The sequence below is a fragment of the Mucilaginibacter pocheonensis genome (genome assembly GCF_031456535.1).
Taxonomy (GTDB): domain Bacteria; phylum Bacteroidota; class Bacteroidia; order Sphingobacteriales; family Sphingobacteriaceae; genus Mucilaginibacter; species Mucilaginibacter pocheonensis.
Window position 1 is genome coordinate 266,533 of the sequence record NZ_JAVDUU010000002.1, and the last position, 21,401, is coordinate 287,933.

The 21,401-nt window shown below is 44.3% G+C and carries 19 protein-coding genes; 13 read left to right on the plus strand and 6 right to left on the minus strand.

Going from position 1 to position 21,401, the window contains the following annotated elements:
• The first annotated feature begins 67 nt into the window (after positions 1–67).
• Entirely contained in the window at positions 68–2,962 is a 2,895-nt protein-coding gene (locus J2W55_RS07970) for a DEAD/DEAH box helicase (protein WP_310093998.1), read from the plus strand.
• Between the two features lie 14 nt (positions 2,963–2,976).
• Here J2W55_RS07970 and J2W55_RS07975 read toward each other — a convergent pair whose 3' ends face one another.
• The 5 genes from J2W55_RS07975 to aspS form a co-directional block, all read right to left on the minus strand.
• Entirely contained in the window at positions 2,977–3,333 is a 357-nt protein-coding gene (locus J2W55_RS07975; protein WP_310094000.1) for a low molecular weight protein tyrosine phosphatase family protein, read from the minus strand.
• 15 nt (positions 3,334–3,348) lie between these two features.
• Positions 3,349–3,861, minus strand: a complete 513-nt coding sequence (locus J2W55_RS07980) for a nuclear transport factor 2 family protein (protein WP_310094001.1) — start codon at positions 3,859–3,861, stop codon at positions 3,349–3,351.
• Between the two features lie 27 nt (positions 3,862–3,888).
• A complete protein-coding gene (locus J2W55_RS07985) occupies positions 3,889–5,196 on the minus strand; it encodes an amidohydrolase (protein ID WP_310094003.1) in 1,308 nt (435 codons plus the stop codon).
• Positions 5,197–5,469: 273 nt separating this feature from the next.
• Complete coding sequence (locus tag J2W55_RS07990) at positions 5,470–5,931, minus strand: FKBP-type peptidyl-prolyl cis-trans isomerase (RefSeq protein ID WP_310094005.1); 462 nt, start codon at positions 5,929–5,931, stop codon at positions 5,470–5,472.
• Between the two features lie 83 nt (positions 5,932–6,014).
• Positions 6,015–7,760 carry an aspartate--tRNA ligase gene (gene aspS / locus J2W55_RS07995; RefSeq protein WP_310094006.1) on the minus strand — a complete coding sequence of 582 codons (1,746 nt, stop codon included), beginning with the start codon at positions 7,758–7,760 and terminating at the stop codon, positions 6,015–6,017.
• Positions 7,761–8,179: 419 nt separating this feature from the next.
• Between aspS and J2W55_RS08000 the strand changes: the two genes are divergently transcribed.
• The 10 genes from J2W55_RS08000 to J2W55_RS08045 all read left to right on the plus strand — a co-directional run bounded on the left by J2W55_RS08000 (position 8,180) and on the right by J2W55_RS08045 (position 19,520).
• On the plus strand, positions 8,180–10,633 hold the full coding sequence (locus J2W55_RS08000; protein ID WP_310094008.1) for a TonB-dependent receptor: 2,454 nt from the start codon (positions 8,180–8,182) through the stop codon (positions 10,631–10,633).
• 7 nt (positions 10,634–10,640) lie between these two features.
• Entirely contained in the window at positions 10,641–11,255 is a 615-nt protein-coding gene (pnuC, locus tag J2W55_RS08005) for a nicotinamide riboside transporter PnuC (RefSeq protein WP_310094010.1), read from the plus strand.
• 75 nt (positions 11,256–11,330) lie between these two features.
• The gene (locus J2W55_RS08010; RefSeq protein ID WP_310094012.1) at positions 11,331–12,419 is read left to right on the plus strand and encodes an acyl-CoA dehydrogenase family protein; all 1,089 of its coding nucleotides are present in this window, start codon (positions 11,331–11,333) and stop codon (positions 12,417–12,419) included.
• Positions 12,420–13,132: 713 nt separating this feature from the next.
• The gene (pafA, locus tag J2W55_RS08015; protein ID WP_310094013.1) at positions 13,133–14,815 is read left to right on the plus strand and encodes an alkaline phosphatase PafA; all 1,683 of its coding nucleotides are present in this window, start codon (positions 13,133–13,135) and stop codon (positions 14,813–14,815) included.
• Positions 14,816–14,955: 140 nt separating this feature from the next.
• Positions 14,956–15,579 carry a thiamine phosphate synthase gene (gene thiE, locus J2W55_RS08020; protein WP_310094016.1) on the plus strand — a complete coding sequence of 208 codons (624 nt, stop codon included), beginning with the start codon at positions 14,956–14,958 and terminating at the stop codon, positions 15,577–15,579.
• Between the two features lie 9 nt (positions 15,580–15,588).
• On the plus strand, positions 15,589–15,960 hold the full coding sequence (locus J2W55_RS08025; protein WP_310094019.1) for a hypothetical protein: 372 nt from the start codon (positions 15,589–15,591) through the stop codon (positions 15,958–15,960).
• A 75-nt stretch (positions 15,961–16,035) separates the two neighbouring features.
• The gene (locus tag J2W55_RS08030) at positions 16,036–16,608 is read left to right on the plus strand and encodes a thiamine pyrophosphokinase (RefSeq protein WP_310094021.1); all 573 of its coding nucleotides are present in this window, start codon (positions 16,036–16,038) and stop codon (positions 16,606–16,608) included.
• Between the two features lie 160 nt (positions 16,609–16,768).
• Positions 16,769–17,869, plus strand: coding sequence for a DUF6515 family protein (locus tag J2W55_RS08035; RefSeq protein ID WP_310094024.1), 1,101 nt, complete (start codon positions 16,769–16,771; stop codon positions 17,867–17,869).
• A 151-nt stretch (positions 17,870–18,020) separates the two neighbouring features.
• Positions 18,021–19,103 (plus strand): SGNH/GDSL hydrolase family protein, encoded by a 1,083-nt coding sequence (locus J2W55_RS08040; protein WP_310094027.1) that lies wholly within the window; start codon positions 18,021–18,023, stop codon positions 19,101–19,103.
• Positions 19,104–19,175: 72 nt separating this feature from the next.
• Positions 19,176–19,520, plus strand: coding sequence for a four-helix bundle copper-binding protein (locus tag J2W55_RS08045; protein ID WP_310094029.1), 345 nt, complete (start codon positions 19,176–19,178; stop codon positions 19,518–19,520).
• A 48-nt stretch (positions 19,521–19,568) separates the two neighbouring features.
• Here the strand turns inward: J2W55_RS08045 and J2W55_RS08050 are convergent, their stop codons facing one another.
• Positions 19,569–20,687: a DUF4407 domain-containing protein gene (locus J2W55_RS08050; protein WP_310094032.1), complete on the minus strand. Its 1,119-nt coding sequence runs from the start codon at positions 20,685–20,687 to the stop codon at positions 19,569–19,571.
• A gap of 207 nt (positions 20,688–20,894) precedes the next feature.
• On the opposite strand from J2W55_RS08050, the gene J2W55_RS08055 reads away from it, so the two are divergent.
• Together J2W55_RS08055 and J2W55_RS08060 are read left to right on the plus strand one after the other, a co-directional pair.
• On the plus strand, positions 20,895–21,209 hold the full coding sequence (locus tag J2W55_RS08055; protein ID WP_310094035.1) for a rhodanese-like domain-containing protein: 315 nt from the start codon (positions 20,895–20,897) through the stop codon (positions 21,207–21,209).
• Between the two features lie 2 nt (positions 21,210–21,211).
• Entirely contained in the window at positions 21,212–21,400 is a 189-nt protein-coding gene (locus J2W55_RS08060; RefSeq protein WP_310094038.1) for a DUF6358 family protein, read from the plus strand.
• The last annotated feature ends 1 nt before the right edge of the window (position 21,401 follow it).

Sequence of the window (21,401 nt, forward strand, 5' to 3'; positions counted from 1 at the left end):
TAAATTCTCATTACGTTTGAATTTTTTGTTGATGTAGCTTCAATAAATTTTTTTATTAAAAGTTTAAATGCTACGCGTCGACAGTACAAAACCATGTCAAATTATATATGCCGTTGCCCGGCATGAGTACCTGTCGTACGTTATTGAACCGCACATCGTTCAGCTTAATCCCAACGGCGAATTTTCATTAACACATCAGCGTTTATTCTCCAATACAGCCAAAGAATTTAGCCACTGCCTTGACGATACCGATATAAAGCTCATCAAAATATTGGAGGAGATGGAACAGGGCAACGTGATTAAACGATATTATAAAAAACCTATTCGCCCGTTTGAATTTTTTGCCAAAATATTTAACGAGCAGCTGTTTGATACCATCCGCCCAAAAATGGAAAGGCGCATGGCCGAAGCGCTTACCTTGTTGTGCAACAAACAGGTGTACCAGATGAGCAAGGAGGGCTACCCCGGCGAAAAAAAATTGCAGATAGCCACAGAACCGGCATCGGTACTGTTTCATTTCAGACGCAATGAGGAAGAGATCAGGTATTTTCCTACTATTAAATACCAGGGCATGCGCATTGAGTTCATGTTTAAAAATGCCGAGATCATTTGCAATCACCCGGCCTGGATGCTGCTTGACGATACCCTGTATTATTTTGACAAGGAGATAGAGGGCAAAAAACTGGTGCCTTTTCTTAACAAACGGTTTATTGCCATACCCCGGTCATCGGAACTGTCGTATTTTGAAAAATTTGTTGGTCCGCTCATAGAAAAACATAATGTTTATGCCGAGGGCTTTACCATCAATACCGAAAAGTATGATGCGCAGGCAGCCTTAAAGCCTATATATATAGAGGGAGGTACCTCACAACTGCAATTGTACTTTAAATATGCCGGCTATATTTTCCCGTATGGCGATGGCAGGCACGTATCTGTAAGGATGGAAAAAAATGGCGACGACTATATATTCCATCGCATTAAGCGCTCCATTGCCTGGGAAAAAAATAAAATGGCGCAACTGGAGCAACTGGGCCTTAAAACGGCATCAAGCCTGTTCCAAAATCTGGAAGTAAATAACCACGATGAGGATGCCGACCATTCTTTCTCGGTTTTTGAATGGCTTAACCAGCACCATGACCAGCTGATTGAGCAGGGCTTTGAACTGGAGCAGCCCGAGGGCCAAAAACGCTATGTGTTTGGCAACAGTAAAATTGACCTGGAGGTAAAGGAAAATAACGACTGGTTTGATATTCATGCCATAGTATGGTTCGGTCCCTACCGTATACCGTTCATTCAGCTTAAAAATCATATCCTTAACCATAAAAAGGAGTTTATACTGCCATCGGGCGAAATAGCGGTTATCCCCGAGAAATGGTTTTCGCAATATGGCAACCTGCTGCATTTTAGTGAAGGGAATAATGATCTTAAACTGCGTCGGCATCATATTGGCCTGGTGAATGATCTGGCCGGGGGCGAAATGGCTAATGTAACCATGACCCGCAAACTGCAAAAGCTTACTGATTTTGATGAGCTGGAAGATATTATGATGCCGCAACATTTTGCAGGTAATTTACGGCCCTACCAAAAAGCCGGGTATAACTGGTTCCACTTTTTAAAAGATTATCATTTTGGCGGTTGCCTGGCCGATGATATGGGGCTTGGTAAAACCATACAAACCCTTGCTCTGCTGCAAAAGCACAAGGAGGATACCGAGGCGGCCGGCAGCAAAAGCACTTCGCTGGTGATCATGCCCACTTCGTTAATTTATAACTGGCTCAATGAGGCCAAAAAGTTTGCCCCGCAGCTAAAACTGATGGTGCATACGGGCACCATGCGCTATCGCTCGGCCGACGTGTTTGCCAATTATGATGTAGTGATCACCACTTATGGCATCAGCCGTATTGATATTGAAATGTTTAAAAGCTACTTTTTTGACTACGTGATTCTTGACGAAAGCCAGAATATCAAAAACCCGTCGTCAAAATCTTTTCAGTCGGTTAAGCAATTGAAATCGCGTTTTAAATTGATATTGAGCGGTACCCCGGTTGAAAATTCAGTTAACGATTTATGGACCCAAATGTCATTCATTAACCCGGGTTTGCTGGGTGGCCAGCAATTTTTCCAGAATGAATTTGTGACCCCCATTGAAAAGAAAAAAGATGAAGACAAGGCCCGCAAGCTGCAGGCTCTTATAAAACCTTTTGTTTTACGCCGTACCAAAGAGCAGGTAGCTACCGAGTTGCCTCCAAAAACCGAAAACCTTTTTTACTGCCAGATGAGTGAAGAACAGGCATCGGTATATGAAAAAGTAAAATCAGAATACCGTAACGAACTGCTTAAAAGTCTGGAAGACGGCACTTTTGCAAAAACGCAGATACAGGTACTACAGGGACTCATCAAGCTGCGGCAAATTGCCAACCACCCTATCATGATTGATAACGACTATGAGGGCGATAGCGGTAAGTTTGAAAACGTGGTGCACACCCTGACCAACGTATTGGATGGGGGCCATAAAGTACTGGTGTTTTCGCAGTTTGTAAAGCAATTGACTATTTACCGCGAGCACTTTGAGCGTGAGGGCATCCCTTACGTATACCTTGATGGCAGCACCCAAAACCGCGGCGATGTGGTGAAACAATTTCAGGAAGACCCTAAAACACGGGTGTTCCTCATCTCGATCAAGGCAGGCGGCGTTGGACTTAACCTTACCGAGGCCGACTATGTATTTATCCTTGACCCGTGGTGGAACCCGGCTGTAGAACAACAAGCCATTGACCGTACCCACCGTATTGGCCAAACCAAAAATGTGTTTATTTATAAATTCATCACCAAAGATTCGGTTGAAGAAAAGATCCTTGCCCTGCAGCAGCGCAAATTAAGTTTGAGCCGCGCCCTTATTACTACCGAAGAAAGCTTTATCAAATCGCTTACGCCTGAAGATATTAAAGAGATATTGGGATAGGCGGCGCCGTTACGTTACTGCGAGGTACAAAGCAATTGGCTAATTTTATTATTAGCTTTTAAATACCCTTCTAAAGCCACCTTTAAAATACTGATCAGTTCAGGATCATTAAACAGGTAATTATCTTCAATATCCAGCACAATCAGTTGTTTGCCTGCAATTTCAAATCGTTGCATAAGCAAGCTTTTGTGTTTGCGTTCCATTACAAATATCACATCGGCACGGTTAATCATTTTCTGGCTTACACGGATGCGGGCCTTATCACTGGTACCTGCAGAACAGGCGGTATGCTGGGGATGCCCTTTAAACAAAAGCTCGGCAGTTGGGCTGCGCCATTGGCTTTTACTGCAGATGAAAAGTAGATTAGGCAATTGAATAATTATTATTTACAAGCCATTTTTAGGCACCCAGGCCTGGCTTTTAATAAGCCACTTACCGCCTACAACCCGCAGCACGAACGAAAATGCGCCCTCTTCGTCAAATGGTTCGCCATTAATGGTACCCGTGTATTCAACAGGCACTACCAGATAAGCTACCTCTTCTGTTTGCTGAAAAACCTTAACGCGCTTAATGTCAACCTTAAAATCCTTTATTTTAAAATCATTAACCGCCTTTTGAACCGAGTTTACCCATTGAACACCTGCCAGCTGGCCGTTCCATGAAAAAGGTTGCTGCTCATCGCTAACAACGGCATTGGGGGTATAAACATCAGAAACCTTTTCAATTTTAAAAGTATAGGAGGCTTTTAACACCGTATTTACCACATCTAAAACCTCGGGTTTTAATGTCTTTATGGTTTTTACAGAATCTGAGCCGGTTACGCCTGCAGCATGGCTTTTTTGCACAGCCAGCAGGGTTATAAACAAGCCCATACATACCGTAGTAAATGTATTTTTCATCATCATGATCAGTTAATAAGGCCTATGCTATTTGCCAAAGTTGCTCATATAATCCAAAGTTAAGTTACAAAGGGCCTTAACTCCTAATGTAAATCCACTTTCGTCAATATAAAAATCAGGTGTATGGTGCGATGGCGCTTTAAGCGGATCGCCTCCTTTAGGCATCCCCCCTAAAAAAAAGAAAATCCCCGGAACTTTTTCCTCATAAAAGCTAAAGTCTTCGGCCCCGGTTACGGGTGGCCGCAACAGCACGTTTTCGGTCCCGGCGGTATGCTGCAAACTGGGCAGCATTTTTTCGGTTAGCTTAGGGTCATTAAAGGTAACCGGGTAGTGGTTGCTGTAAGGTATCTTCACTTCGGCGGTGGCTCCCTGCGCTTCGGCCGTTTTGGTGGCTATTTGTTTAACACGTTCAATCAACAGTTTCTCGTCGGCTGCTGTAAAGGAACGCAAGGTGCCCAGCATTTCAACCGATTCGGGGATAATGTTGGAGCGGTTGCCGCCTTTAATAGCGCCAATGGTTACCACCGCGGGGTTTTGGGTTATATCAATATTGCGGCTCACAATGCTTTGCAGGTTGTTAATAATTTCGGCCGAAACCACAATGGGATCAATGCTCGACCATGGGTAAGCCCCATGTGCCGACCGCCCTTTTACTATGATCTGCATATCATTTACCCCGGCCATCGTTCCGCCCGGGCGATAAGTGATCTTACCCACTTCGGTTTGCGAATTGATATGCAGCCCAAATATCACATCAACCTTTGGGTTTTCAAGCACACCCTCTTTTACCATCTCTTCGGCGCCGCCCTTCTGGCCGGGTTCCACACCTTCCTCCGCCGGTTGAAAGATAAACTTTACCGTACCATGCAATTCATTTTTCATGGTTGACAGTACCTGGGCAACAGCCATTAAAATAGCCATGTGCGAGTCATGCCCGCAGGCATGCATTACCCCTACTTCCTGCCCGTTGTAGGTGGTTTTTACTTTTGATGCAAAAGGTACCGGCGTGCGCTCAATTACCGGCAAACCATCCATATCCGCACGTAAAGCAACTACCGGGCCGGGCTTACTACCTTTTAAAATACCTACAACGCCGGTTGTGGCAATGCCGGTTTGTACCTGTATCCCTAACGACCGAAGGTGTTTGGCAATAATAGCAGATGTGCGTACTTCATGGTTGCCCAGTTCAGGGTGCTCATGAAAATCACGCCGCCAGGCAATTACCTGGCTTTGCAAGGCGTCGGCTTTGCTGCTTACCTGTGTTGTTAACGCCCTGTCTTGAGCAAATGTGGTAAGTGATAATAGCGAAAAAAACAAAATCCAGCTTTTTTTCATGCCCAGGTTTTTTTGAAAGAGTTAATATAAGAACAATACTTTAAAAATGGTAATGTGGGCGTTTATAAGAAGCTGTTTAGGTTTGACAGTTTTTACCGATACAACAATGTTAAAAAATAACCGGGGCCGTTAAAAATGTGATTTAAACGGGATAAGGATAATCCGAAAGATTTTGAAACGGAGAGATGCACGTAATATGCCTCCGCAAGCTAAACCGGTAATTATAATAAAGCCAGTGTAAAATGTGCGGTAACAGGACACGGCCCGTTTATATTATTTAAAACCGATCAGGTCGATATCAAACAGCAACACCGAGTTGGGCGGGATGCTGCCGGCTTGGTTATTGGCATACCCCATGGCCGATGGGATAAGGAGCAGTATGCGGCCCCCGGGCTTAACATGGGGAATACCAACCTGCCAGCCGGTAATTAAACCCATCAGCGGACTTGTAAACCCTTTTCCCGAATCAAAAGTATTTCCATTAAGCAGCTTACCAGCATAGTTTACCGTTACTGTTGATTCCTGGGTTGGGTTTGCCCCCTTACCAGGATTAATGATCTGGTAGTATAACCCCGAAGTATCTTTAACCGCCTTAATAGCCGGGTTAGCTGCCAGGTAGGCCCTGATGGTTGAATCATCAAGCCGGACTTGTTTGGCGGCGTCAAATGGTGCTTCATTGGTACAGGATGCAAACAGGATGACGATAGCGGTAAGCAGTAAAATGTATGTCCTCATTGGTATTTAATAAAAAAACCCTCTTCAAGATTTCTGCGAAAAGAAATAGTTGAAGAGGGCTCGGGTTATTTATCGATAGAAGATTAAACAGTTGTTTTGATCTTTAGCTCGGTCATTTGCGCATCAGCGATGGTTGATGGCGAATCGATCATCACATCGCGGCCCGAATTGTTTTTAGGGAAAGCGATCACATCGCGGATAGAATCCAACCCGGCAAATATGGATACAAGGCGGTCAAAACCAAGAGCCAGGCCACCATGCGGAGGTGCACCATACTCAAAGGCATCCATTAAAAAGCCAAATTGCTTTTGCGCCTCTTCGGGCGAAAAGCCTAAATGCTTAAACATGAGCGACTGCATAGCGCGGTCATGGATACGGATAGAACCACCGCCAACTTCCGTACCGTTGATCACCAGGTCATAGGCATTGGCGCGTACAGCTCCGGGATCGGAATCTAACAAGGCAATATCCTCAGGTTTCGGCGAGGTGAACGGGTGATGCATGGCGTGGTAACGGCCGGTTTCTTCGTCCCACTCCAGCAGCGGGAAATCCAGCACCCACAGCGGAGCGAATTTATTTTTATCGCGAAGCCCTAAGCGGGTGCCCATCTCCAACCGGAGCTCGTTTAGTTGTTTGCGTACCTTATCGGCCTGGCCGGCAAGTACCAGCATCAGGTCGCCTTTTTCAGCATTAAAAGCGGCAGCCCAATTGGTCAGCTCATCTTCACTGTAAAATTTATCAACTGATGATTTTAAGGTGCTATCCTCGTTATACCGGCAATAGATCATACCGGTAACGCCAATTTGCGGGCGTTTTAACCATTCGGTAAGTTCATCAATTTGTTTGCGGGTGTAGCTGGCGCAGCCTTTGGCGTTGATGCCAACCACCAGTTCGGCATTATCAAAAATGCCAAAGCCTTTACCTTTTACAATATCATTCAGTTCAACAAACTCCATCCCGAAACGCACATCAGGTTTATCAGAGCCATAAAGGCGCATGGCATCAGCATATTGCATCCGCGGAAAAGCGCCCAGGTCAATACCTTTTACGGTTTTGAATAAGTGCTGGGTTAATCCTTCAAAAATATTCAGAATGTCTTCCTGGGTAATGAACGACAGTTCACAGTCAATCTGTGTAAACTCCGGCTGGCGGTCGGCCCGCAGGTCTTCATCCCTAAAACATTTCACTATCTGGAAATAACGGTCGAAACCGCTTACCATCAGTAATTGCTTAAAAGTTTGAGGCGATTGCGGCAGGGCGTAAAATTCGCCCGGGTTCATGCGGCTTGGCACCACAAAATCGCGCGCCCCCTCCGGGGTCGATTTGATCAGCACCGGGGTTTCCACCTCAATAAAATCAAGCCCATCCAGGTACTTGCGTATCTCCTGGGCCAATTTATGGCGCAGTACCAGGTTACTGCGTATAGGTGCGCGGCGCAGGTCAAGGTAGCGGTATTTGGCCCTTAGCTCTTCGCCGCCGTCGGTTTCGTCCTCAATTAAAAACGGGGGCAGTTTGGCCGCGTTCAGTATTTCAATGCCATCTACAGCAATTTCAATTTCGCCGGTTGGTATTTTCAGGTTCTTATTGGTACGTTCAAGTACCTTGCCGCTAACTTTTATCACAAATTCGCGCCCCAGACCCCGGCTTATTTCGCGCAGGGCGGCATCGGTATCGGTATTAAAAACCAATTGGGTTAAACCATAACGGTCGCGCACATCAATAAATGTGGTACCACCCAGATCGCGCGATTTTTGTACCCATCCGCACAAAGTAACCGATTGACCTAAGTTGCTGATATTTAATTCGCCGCAGGTATGAGTTCTAAGCATAGCAATAGTTTTGTAAAAGTTTGCAAAAGTAAGTTTTTGATTTCGGATTTTGGACGTTCGATTTCGGTTTTTGAATTTTTGAATACTTTAAACCCATCAGGGGTTTTTAACTTTATATCAACCTGCCGCTCTGGTTAATCCGGAAATCCGAAACGGAAAATCCCGAATTCCCAAATCAAATTGTATCTTTGCTCCATAATTCTCAAGGGGTGCCTTGCTTTGGGTTCAAAAACAATTTTGATTGTTTTTACCAAACTGAAAGACAGGCTGAGATCAAACCCATGCCCGCCGTCCTTCTTTAGGGGCCGGAGGGCTGCACCTGATCCGGGTAATGCCGGCGTAGGGAGAGGTACCAAGTTAAGTGTACTGCACATTAACCCTGATGGGCAGATGGATTAACTATTTTAATATCATACATTTTGAAATTTCTATTTGTGGCTTTAACAGCCCTGCTACTTCCTTTTTTGGCATCGGCCCAATTTTCCATTACCGGCAAGGTCACCAACGAACTGGGCGACGCCTTGCCCGGAGCTTCCGTTACTATTACAAAACCGTTTATAAGCGCTGTTGCAGATGCCGCGGGGATGTACAGTTTTACCGATCTTAAGGCTGGTAATTATTCACTTAAAGTAAGCTTTATCGGCTATCAGGCCATCAGCAAAAGCATTAATTTAACTAAGAACGAGGTTATTGATATTTCCCTTGCAAAAGGTACGCTTACTGCCGAGGAGGTTACTATAAATGCTACCAGGGCCAGCAAAAACTCGCCAACTGCTTATACTAATCTTTCAAAAAAGGACCTCGACAAAAATAACTTCGGGCAGGATTTGCCCTACCTGCTAAATCAAACCCCGTCTGTAGTGGTAAGCTCAGACGCAGGCACCGGTATTGGTTATACAGGCATTCGTATACGTGGTTCTGATGCTACCCGGGTTAACGTTACCATAAACGGCATCCCTTATAACGATTCAGAAAGTCAGGGCTCGTACTTTGTGGACATACCTGATATCGCTTCATCTATTGATAATATCCAGATACAGCGCGGCGTGGGCACTTCAACCAATGGGGCAGGTGCTTTTGGCGGCAGTATCAACGTACAAACCACTACCCGCAGGGATACTGCTTACGCCCAGATCAATACTTCGGCGGGCTCATACAGCTCTATCAAAAATACCGTGAGCGCGGGTACGGGTTTATTAGGCGGACATTTTAGCCTTGATGGCCGCTTGTCGCGCATTCACTCTGATGGCTTTATTGACCGGGCGGCATCAAACCTTAAATCGTTTTTCGTGAGCGGTGCCTGGTATGGCAAAAACAGCACTATACGGGCAAATGTGTTTACGGGTTATGAACGTACCTATCAGGCCTGGAATGGCGTGGCCGATTACGTGATTGGAGATAATACCCGGCCCGATAACCGTACCTATAATGAGCTGGGCCTGATGTCTGACGGTTCATTTTATAAAGACCAGGTTGACAACTATACGCAAAATCATTACCAGTTGCTGTATGATCAAAAGTTATCAGATAAACTATCCTTTAGCGGTGCCCTGCACTATACCAAAGGGAAGGGGTATTACGAGGAGTTTCGGCCGCAGGACGCGGTAAGCAATTACGGCCTTAGCCCGGTTATTATTGGCGCAGATACCATCGGCACTACCGACCTGGTACGCCGTCTGTGGCTGGATAATGATTTTTATGGTGTTACCTATGGCCTAAAATATCAGCCCAAAAGCAATTTGAATTTAAACCTGGGCGGTGCTTATAACCAATATTCGGGCGCTCACTATGGCAATATTATTTATACTAAAGAAAGTGCCGGTATTGGCCCTGATTATGAGTATTACCGTGATAATGCCAAAAAAAAGGATTTCAATATTTTTGGCCGTGCAGAGTGGCATGTTAACCAGTTTTTACTGTATGCAGATATGCAGTACCGCCACATCAGCTACTCATTTTTTGGCATTGATAAAAATCTGAATAACGCACAGCAAACCGCCGAACTTAACTTTTTTAACCCTAAAGCTGGTATTACTTACCAGTTTAATGAACACAGCAACGTATACGCTTCTTTTGCGGTGGGCAACCATGAACCCAACCGTGACGACTATGTAGACTCGCCGCCGCAGAACAGGCCTAAGTCAGAAAACCTGAAAGATTTTGAGGCCGGCTACCGCACCGCCAATGATGTGTTTACCGGCGGCATCAATGCGTTTTACATGTTGTACAAAAACCAGCTGATATTAACCGGCGCGCTTAATGATGTAGGTTCGCCTGTACGTACTAACGTGAAAGACAGCTACCGCGGGGGTTTGGAGCTTGATGGCAGGGTAAAAATTACCCGGCAGTTAAACTGGGCGGTAACCGCTACTTTAAGTACCAATAAGATCAAGAACTATCAGCAGTTTTTCTCAAATTATGACGACGGCACCCTGGTAGGCGAAAGCTTTAAAAAAACCGACATTGCCTTTTCACCGTCGTTCACCGGTTCAAGTGTGATCAGCTACAGTCCGTTAAAGGGGGGCGAGATCGCTTTTATCAGTAAATATATTGGCAAGCAATACATTGATAATACCATGAACCGCAACCCCGAAGGCTTTGACATAGCGCCCGACAACGCGGATAACCCTTACGCCGTAAACCGCTACCTTAAAAGTTATTTTGTGAGCGATGTAAGATTAAGATATAATTTCAGCGTAAAGTCGGTAAAAAATATTGGTCTGGGTCTGCAGGTAAACAACATCTTCAGCAAAAAGTATGAAGCCAATGGTGCTACTTATCCTGATATTGAAAGCGGCCATGTGATGAACTACAACTACTTTTTCCCGCAGGCGCCGCGCAACTTTATGGCATCATTAAGCCTTAATTTTTAAGTGAATTATGCATAACCTCATAACGCTTTTTATTGAACAGATAAAAGAAACCACCTGGGTGCAATGGCTTGCCGTTGCCCTGGGTGTTGCAGAGGTTTTGCTGGCACGGGTTAATAATATCTGGCTTTATCCTACGGGTATTTTGGCTACGGTGTTATCCATTGTGCTGTTGATGGAAGCCCAGCTGTACGCCGAATCTGCATTGAACGTATATTACGTAGTAATGAGCATTTATGGCTGGGTGTACTGGATAAAAAAACGCGACCAGCCACCGGTGAAGGTCGCCTGGTCCAATAAAAACGAATGGCTGATAAGTTTGGCCATATCATTGGGCGGCTGGGCTGTATTATACATGCTGCTTAAAAACTTTACACCATCAAACGTGCCGGTTTGGGATGCCTTTGTATCATCAACCGCCTGGGCGGGCATGTGGCTGCTTGCCCGCCGGAAGATAGAAAACTGGATATTTTTAAACATCTCCAACCTGTTTGCCGTTCCGCTGTTGTTTTATAAAAAGCTACCGATGTTTGCCATATTAACGGTGTTTTTATTTATAGTAGCTTGTTTTGGTTATTTTGAATGGAAAAAAGTTTTAAAAAAGGACAGGGAATTTGAGACATGAGATCTGAGCTAAAACCAATAACTTACATGACCTTTTCTCATATCTCATATCTCATATCTCATATCTCACATCTAAATGATCCATCCCTCGCAGCACCTCAAGCCAGAATGGGTTAAAATAATCCGGGAGCATGTACCCTGGGCCGAAGATGCAGGCATGCTGCATCCGGCGCAGCTCGCGCTTGTTCATGAGCAGGGCTGGTTCAAATTTTTAGTCCCTGGGGCGTATGGTGGTTTGCAGCTGGCATTACCTGAAATGGTACGGCTGGAAGAAAGCCTGGCCTGGGCCAACGGCAGCCTGGGCTGGGTAGTTACATTGTGCAGCGGCGCGGGCTGGTTCGGCGGATTTTTATCGCCCCAAATTGCCCCGCACCTGTTTGCCCACCCTCATTTATGCCTGGCGGGCAGTGGCGCATCAACCGGAACGGCAACCATTACCAATGGCGGGTACATTATAAACGGCCGTTGGAAATACGCCAGCGGCGTACACCATGCCACGCATTTAACCGCCAATTGTGTAATTAAACAAGGTAAAGAAACCGTTTTAAATGATGACGGCAGCCCGCTGATAATACCCTTTATTTTTGACCGCAAGGACGTAACCTTCCTATCTGCCTGGAAATTTATAGGCATGATGGGAACCGGCAGCGATGCTTATGAAGTTCGTGATCTTTTTGTGGAAAAAGATCGCTGCTTCAGGATAGACCCTAACTATGCGGTGATCAATGAGCCCCTGTATCAATATCCGTTTTTACAACTGGCGGAGGCAACACTGGCGGCAAACATAGCGGGCCTCGCGGTTCATTTTACGGATCTGTGCGGGCTCATCTTCGACGAAAAAATAAAGGGCGAAAAACTAAACACGGCTCAAAAGAACACCATTAAACAATTGTTAAAAAATTTGACAGACAAGCTGAATGCCGCGCGTACTGATTTTTACCGTGCGATTGATACATCATGGCCGGGCGATTTAACCGGCGGGGCATCTTCATTGCAGCAGGTAAGCACAGCCAGTCGCAACCTGGCCAAAACTGCCAGGGCATGTGTAGATGAGCTATACCCCTATTGTGGCTTACAGGCCGCCAATCCTGATACGGAGATAAACCAGGTATGGCGCGATCTGCATACCGCCAGCCAGCATTCCCTGCTTACATTTGAAAGCTGATAAAAAATCAGTTTATCATGTTGGATGATGTGCGTAAAGAAGCATTTCTGGCGGAGAATTGGCTTATTATGGGTCCTTAGATTGAGAAGATCTCGTGCCGTCTTGTAGTTTTTTATTTAACTTAGTACTATGGTAAAGCAAGATAAAACCCCATAGGAAGCATTAAACATCTTTCATCTGCTAAGCCTAAAAAAGAGGATAAGCCAAAACCAATACCGAAAAAATAATTATCATGAAGGTTTTTAAGCTACTTTTAGGATGGTTTTTTATAATTAGTGGAGTACTTTTCCTTATTTTTTTAACAGGACTGAATGACCCTGAAATAGAAGGAGAATCAGGAAGAATTAGCTTGGGTACATATTGCATTTCTCTTATACCCATAACAATAGGTGTAGTTTTTCTACTATTTAAAAAAAGAACAATACGAGATTCTAAAATTTAACAACATTTGGTCTAACCTCGTATATAGTCTCCTATCAAAACACAGTAACAGCCTTAGCGACAATGAGCGCTCTGTAATAGGTTTATTTGCTCTGTATAGCATAGAGATTGCTTCGTACCTCGCAATGACGTGTGGGGAAGTTACTGCCACGCTGCGCAGATCCGGTCCCAAATCTCAAATCCATCCTTTGTAACAATAAACTATAATTAACATAAAAATCATACTGCATTTTGAAAGCATTGCTGATATTTGGCAAATCCAAATCAACAAAATGAAGTTTAAATATCTACTGCTTATTTCATTATCTGTCACTGCCATTTCGGTATCCGCACAAAAAAGAAAAACCGCAACCCTTCAAACAGCACCTGCTGCAAACTCATTGCCACGCCCTAAACTGGTAGTTGGCCTTGTGGTTGACCAAATGCGCTGGGATTACCTGTACCGATATTATGACCGCTATCAAACCGGCGGATTTAAGCGCTTATTGAATGATGGGTTTACCTGCGAAAACACCAATATTGATTATATACCAACGGTTACAGCAGCCGGGCATACCTGCATTTATACAGGTGCTGTACCTGCTGTGCATGGCATTGCCGGCAACGATTTTATTATACAGGCCACCGGAAAATCCATGTACTGTACTGATGACAGTACGGTAAGGGCCGTGGGCAGCACCTCAAAAGCAGGGCAGATGTCGCCACGCAACTTGCTGGTAACTACGGTTACCGATGAATTAAGGCTGGCTACAAACTTCCGTTCAAAGGTGATAGGCATAGCGCTTAAAGACCGCGGCGGAATTTTACCGGCGGGCCACTCCGCCAATGCCGCATACTGGTTTGACGATGCCTCGGGCAACTGGATAAGCAGTACTTATTATATGACCGACCTGCCTGCCTGGACCAAAAAATTCAATGATCAGAAAATACCCGAAAAATACCTGAAACAGGATTGGAACACGTTGTACCCCATCAATACCTATCTGCAAAGCGCCCCTGATAACAGCGACAGGTACGAAGGGAAATTTCCCGGAACTGCCTCTCCTACCTTTCCGGTTAAAACTTCTGAACTGTATAACGGCAAAATGGGCATGATCCGGTCGACCCCTTATGGTAACTCCATGACCTTAGACCTGGCTAAAGCAGCTGTTGAAGGCGAACAACTGGGCAAAAATACGGTGACCGACTTTTTAGCCGTGAGCCTTTCATCAACAGATTATGTTGGCCACCAGTTTGGCCCTAACTCGGTAGAGGCCGAAGACACTTACCTGAGGCTTGACCGTGACCTCGCTTCTTTTTTTAGCTACCTGGATGCAACCGTGGGCAAAGGCAATTACTCGGTATTTTTAACTGCCGATCATGGCGCCGCGCATAATGCAACTTTCCTTACTGATCATAACATACCAGCCGGAACATGGAATGACGCGGACGCCCAAAAGGAAATGAATAAGCTGCTGGAAGATAAGTACAAAGTGAAAAACCTGGTGATCAGCATGGATAATTACCAGGTAAATTTGAACAATGCCGCCATACAAAAAGAGGGTTTAAACGAGGAGTTGTTAAAGCTCGATTGCATTCAATACCTGCAAAAACAACCGGCAATTGCTTTTGCTGTTGATATGCAAAAGGTACAGGCAACAACCGTTCCTGAGGAATTACGTTACCGCATCATCAACGGCTATAACCGCGAGCATAGCGGTGTTATACAGATCGTTTTAAAATCCGGATGGTACTCGGGCCATGGCGCTACCGGTACAACACATGGTACCTGGAGCCCTTATGACACTCATATTCCGCTGGTATTTATGGGCTGGGGCATTAAACACGGCAGCCTTACCCGCCAAACACACATGACTGATATTGCACCTACAGTTGCCTCATTATTACACATACAGGCCCCTAATGGCAACATAGGCAAAACCATCAGCGAGGCGTTGGTACAGGAAAAATTATAGAACATAACCTGCGCTATGCCGGTAGCTGCATTTGTGCAGGTTATGTTTAAATTATTAATACAAAGAGACGCGGCCATGCGTCTCTTTGTCGATAAAATGTTTCCCGGCTTTGGTAACACAAAGTCATTTTTCTGATGATCATGAAAAAATACATATCTAAATTTCATTATTTAACTCAGGACCTTGCCGAACGCAGCCATGTACAACAGGTGCAAACAGCCTGCGAATCTGGTGCAAACTGGGTGCAATACCGCTGCATGAGCAAGCCCGAGGATGAACTGATAGATGAGATCAACGAAATAGCGGAGATCTGCGACGACTGGGGCGCTACGCTCATCATCACCAATCATTACGACCTTATTCACCGGGTTGACGCGCAAGGTGTGCATATAGAAGATATTGACGCCGACCTGGTAACCATACGTAAAATAATTGGCGAAGATAAAACCTTAGGGGCGTCGGCCACCAACCCCAATGAGTTGTTAAAAATACAAGCCCTTGCTGTAGTTGATTATTGCGGCTACGGCCCCTTCGCGCATACCGATACTAAACCCAATAACTATCCGCTGCTTGGTTTTGAAGGGTATCGAAAACTGGAGAAACAGCCCGTTGATATCCCGGTTATTGCGGTGGGCGGCATACAACTACAGGATGTTGATCATTTATTGCAAACAGGCGTCTACGGCGTGGCGGTATCGGGAGCCATTAACCTTGCGCTTGAACCCGCCGCCGCAGTGAAGGAGTTTTACAGAAAGGTGTATTAAACTATCTATATGTCACCATATCTGCAAGCCATTAAATATCTAAATGAATTATTTGATTTACCTGCAAAAGGGGGTGAACAAGACTGGGATATTGAAATGGCTGATTCAGGAAGATTAAATGAATTTATAAAAGCATTTGAAAATCCAGTTATTTCTTTACCGGTCAAACAGGCTCTTTTGTCATTAATATTAGCTTCGTATGATGAGTTTTTGGATAGTGATCCGGATAAAGATGATTTATACTGGAATCAAATAAAAAACATCATTAATAATGAGCCTCACAATTATCAGGACTTATTGGATTATTGGGCATTAAAAGATGAATTAATTGATAAAAACATTTTTAATATAACTCCAAGAGTGAGAAGTTATTTAGCCTGACGTTGATATTATTATTCAATTATCCTTGACTTAAATTTTCACTAAATATTCATTTAATCTACCTACTTTTATCTAATGTCTTCGCACCATATTGTACGCGAAAAACAGGAGCCGGCGCTGTTGGTGCTGGGGCTTGAAGATTTTTCGGAAGAATTGCTGGGCCAGTTACTGGAGTGGAGCCCCACAGTGATAACCACCCCGCATACAGCCGAAAAACTGGATACCTTTGGTATTAAGGTGGATTGGATAGTTACCAATAAGGATAATGAAGGTTTGCAATCGGACGTAAAACTGATAGCCCGCGGTGATGACACATTGACAGGAGCGGCGTTAAAATATTTGATAAAGCATAATTATCCGGCTGTAAATATCGTAACTGATATGTTGGAACTCCGTGATTTTGAAGGCTATGCTGATAAAATTAATCTCGTAATATTTTTTAAACATCAAAAAATTTACGCGGTTAGTTCAGGCTTTAGTAAGTGGAAACCGGCAGGCGATGCCATAAAGCTACTGTCCGACGCTGCTGAATTGAATTATATTGGGTTAGTGCCGGCAGGGCCGGGCATATATAAAACCACCCATGACGGTTTTTTTACACTGCAGTTCAAACAACCGTTCCTGTTTATTGCCGAAGAGCTGGGTTAAGTCAGTATAGTGTATAAATAAGCTGTTTTTACAGCTAAAATATTTGTTGGTGTACTTTTTGTTAATTATAATTAAATATACGTTAAACCGTTAAAGCAATTATTAGTCTATATATTTATATCAGCCAAAATACCGGGCTGGTCAGTAAAAAATTTTCATCATGAAACGGACATATAAAAATTTATTCACATTTGCTTTAGGCGCTCTGATGAGCCTGTCTTTAGCTTTTACTGCCAATGCACAGCGTAGAGGTGGCGGTGGTGGCGGCGGCGGTGGCGGTGCCGTAAGATCATCAGGTGGCGGTGGTGGTGGCGGCGGTTTCTCGAGGCCTTCAATCAGTCCATCTGTTTCACGCCCTTCAGTTAATTATGGTGGTGGCAACCGTGCCGCGGTAGCTGCTCCACAACGTAGCTATGGTTCAGGTAGCGCTGTTCGCAGCGGCATTAGTGTGGCCCCGCAGCGTAATTACGGTTATGCAAACAGGCAAAATATAAATGCAGCACCTGGTGGTAACCGTGTTAACGGCGGAACTGCTACAAGAAATTACAGCTATGGTTCCCGTGGCTATGCCAGTGTTGACAGGCGTGCTTATAATGGCGGCCGTGGTACTTATTACCGTGGCGGCAATTATGGATACGGAAACCGTGTTTATTCGGGCAGATATGGTGGCCGCGGTGGATATTTCGGAAGCCATTACTGGTACCCGTACCGCAACTATTATAATTCTTATTATTTGCCAAGACTTGGCTTCAGCATAGGGTTTTTACCTTACGGATACTATCCGTTTTACTGGGGTGATTATCAGTACTATTACAGTGATGGTTTATACTACCGCCAGTACAATGATCAATATACCGTGGTTGAACCACCGGTAGGTGCCGAGATTAAAAAACTGCCTTCTGATGCACAATCGATCATGATCAATGGCGAGCAGTATTATGAATCAAACGGTGTTTACTATCAGCCTATCACTAAAGACGATGGCACAGCCGCCTATGTAATTGCAGGTAAAGACGGCGAACTGAATACCGACCAGGGAAATGGCGACTATCAGCAAGCCCCTCAAATAGGTGATGTTGTTGGCCAGCTGCCTGAGGATAGCAGGAAAATAAAGATCAACGGTGAAAAGCTTTATGTGTCTCCGGATGGTTTTTATTACCAGGAAACAACTGACAACAATGGGAACAAAGCTTACAAAATTGTAGGTACCCCATCTGACGATCCCGCAGATCAGAATCAAGAGCAGGATCAGCAACAATAAAAAAAATATAAAAAATCGTAGCAAAAAAGGCTGCTCCTTCATCAGGAGCAGCCTTTTTGCTTATTATTTAAATTTGTTATATTAAATGTTATAAAAAGTATTTATACAGGTATTGATAAATGGCTAATTTTACCGCACACTTTTACCTGATATGATGAAATATATAACTGGTTTACTTTTTATCGTACTCCTGCATATATCATGGGATTCCAATGCAGTGATATTAAATGAAACGCTTAAATTATATAGGCCCAATAACACGAACATACAATACGCGGGGCGCATTGATTTTTCAAATCCCTTAAAACCGCGTATGTGGGCGCCGGGTGTTTATATCAAAGCCCGCTTTAAAGGAAAAAAATGCGAGTTATTGATCAATGACGAAGTATTATACGGTAAAACCTATAATTATCTGGAAATAGCTGTTGATAACAACGCCCCCTACCGTGTACAAACCACGGGTAAAACCAATGTATTAACGGTAGCCGAAGGACTGGCCGACGGCGAACATACCATAGTTATTTGCAAGGATACCGAATCGCAGATAGGCTATATTGACTTTGTTGGCATAAGATGCGTGCAGCTTTTACCCCTGCCAGAACAACCCACCCGCAAGGTTGAATACATAGGCGATTCCATAACCAGCGGCGCAGGTATGGACCAATCAACCACTCCGTGCGGTAAGGGTGAATGGTATGATCAGCATAATGCTTACATGAGTTACGGCGCGCGAACCTCCCGCAATTTAAACGCGCAATGGCAGCTTACCTCCGTATCGGGCATTGGGCTGGTACATAGCTGCTGCAATATGGATATAACCATGCCGCGGGTGTTTGACAAGGTTTACCTGCGCAATGACTCGCTGGCCTGGGATTTTAAACGCTACCAGCCCGATGTGGTTACTGTATGCCTGGGCCAAAATGATGGCGTGCAGGATTCCGTATTGTTTTGCGATACCTATGTTAACTTCATTGCTGCATTAAGGCAAAAATATCCCGCTGCCGATATAGTTTGCCTGAGCAGCCCCATGGCCGACGAAAAATTAACACCTGTACTACAGCGCTATCTTACCGCTGTTACCGCATATGCCAATACCAGCGGTGATAAAAAAGTGTTTAAATATTTTTTCTCCAGAAGATATTACCAGGGTTGCGGTGCCCACCCCGACATGAAAGAGCATGAGTTTATAGCCGACGAACTAACGGCTTATCTGAAACAGCTTAAGGGATGGTAGCAATTTAAATTAGGAAAAACAATTTTAAACCATAGGGTATTATTATTTAATATTACTTAAATAACTACTGATATGGAAAATCATAATCACCAGGAGCTAATTCAAAAATTGCTGAATTGCGTTGCGGCTTGTGAAAACTGCGCGCTTGCTTGTTTACATGAACGCGACATACAAATGATGGCGCAATGCATCAGCCTTGATCGGGATTGTGCCGATATTTGCGCGCAGGCCGCCCGCCTACTGCAGCGCGATTCTGTGATTGCACACCAGTACTTATTATTATGCGAAGAGATATGCCGGCTTTGTGCGGATGAATGCAGCAAGCATGATCAGGACCATTGCCAGCAATGCGCCGAAGCCTGCCGTATTTGTGCCGACGCGTGCCATGAGCACCATGAGCCTATTACACAGCGGTAAGCAAAACCAATGCTTTTTGCAGCGCCATGGTATATGGCATTATATCATCTACTCGTAACTATGGCGCTCAAAATCATAATCTGATTGGGAGGTGATGATCTTCTTTCGCCGTTCAATATCCGTACCTACCGCATGATCATAAATATTGTCGGTAACTGCTATATCACGATCCTTGTCCTTTTCGGCAAAATAAATATTGGCTTCAGATATTTTGGCTATTGCCACATCATATGGTCCTTTGGGCGACATCAGTTTTACAAATACCGGCAGGCACTCAAACAGGATGAACAGGTACCCGATAAAGGAAATAGCCAGGTAAGTATCCAGATCGCGCGTGCCGTTTTCATTGTAGGTAAGTTGCCCAAGCGCCCAGTTACGGTCGCTAAAGCCCGCAATGCTCGACAGACTGTCCAGCTGGTGCTCCGTAAACAGCCGGGTGCTGTTCAGTCCCTCATAGTCTTTACGTGCCGCAAGGTAATCATCCATTTGTCCCAGGTTTTGGGTCACTTGTTTTAACCTGTTCTCTTTTTCTTCCAGTACCGCTTGTTTTTGCTTGGCATAGGTACCATAACCTGTAATACCCGATGTTTGGTTGGTTTTATCGCCAAAAACTTCCTGGTTAAGCTGGTAGCGCGAACGGTTAATGTCCCTTTCCAATGAATCTTTTTCCTTTTTCAGGTCGCCGTTCTTACCCATCTCCATGGCATATTTTTGCTGATAGGTTTTTTCGAGTGTATCAATTTTACGGTGCTGGCCTTTAAGGTATGAGGTTTTTAGCTTCTGGCGTATCTCTTTATCAAATATCTTAAGTTCAAGCGGGCGCGAAATAACTATACCTATCATAATAGCCAGCAAGATACGGGGCGAGGCCTGCAATATCTGCTGGTTGGTAGTGCCTTCCTTATTAATGCTTGATACAATGTAGCGGTCCATATTAAAAATGGCAGTGCCCCAAAGCAGGCCAAACAAAATGGCAAAACCAACGGCAAACGCGTCCCCGTTAAAAACAAAATACATGGCATACCCTCCCGATAGGGAAGCAAACAGGGCCGTAAAAAATATGGTGGCGCCTATGCCCACATATTTATTATGCTCAATAGGGTATTTTTTTAGGGTATCAATATGCGCTCCTGAACAAAACCAGAAAAAGCGGGTAATTTTTTTCATTTATACGATCTTTTTTAGTGGTGGTAATGTTATAGTATTGTAAACCTTTCTCATTGCCACCGTTATTTATAGACACCTACTGCATCAAAACATAAGTATTGTGCAATATTATACATAAAACGCACTTAAGCATTGATTGTTACAAAAATCGGGCTTAATTATTTGATATAGAAAAAAAGCTACCTTTGGATTATAATTTTATTTGACATGAACGAGATAACCGTACAGGAACTAAAAGAAAAATTGGACAACGGCGAAGATTTTCAATTGATTGACGTGAGGGAAGATTTTGAGTATGAAACATCTAATTTAGGCGGACAACTGATACCACTCGGCGGTATTTTAATTGAGGCCGATAAAATAAGCAAGGATAAACCGGTTGTGGTAATGTGCCGCAGCGGTAAACGCAGCGCGGCCGCCATTATGCAATTGCAGCAATTAGGCTATACCAATCTTTCAAATTTACAGGGTGGTATACTGGCCTGGGCTGCCGAAATTGACCCAACGCTTAACGTATATTAATTATGGCTTTTAAGTTAGTGCTTAATGTGCTGTATACTATAGGTATAGTTTTATGCCTATTTGTGGCATACCAGGCCAATACCAATAAAAATTACACCCTGCTGGGTGCCGCAATACTTATTGCGGGCGTAGTTATTGTGTTAAAAATAAGACTTTTAAAAGACGTAAAGAACTCGCAAAAAAAGCAGTAAC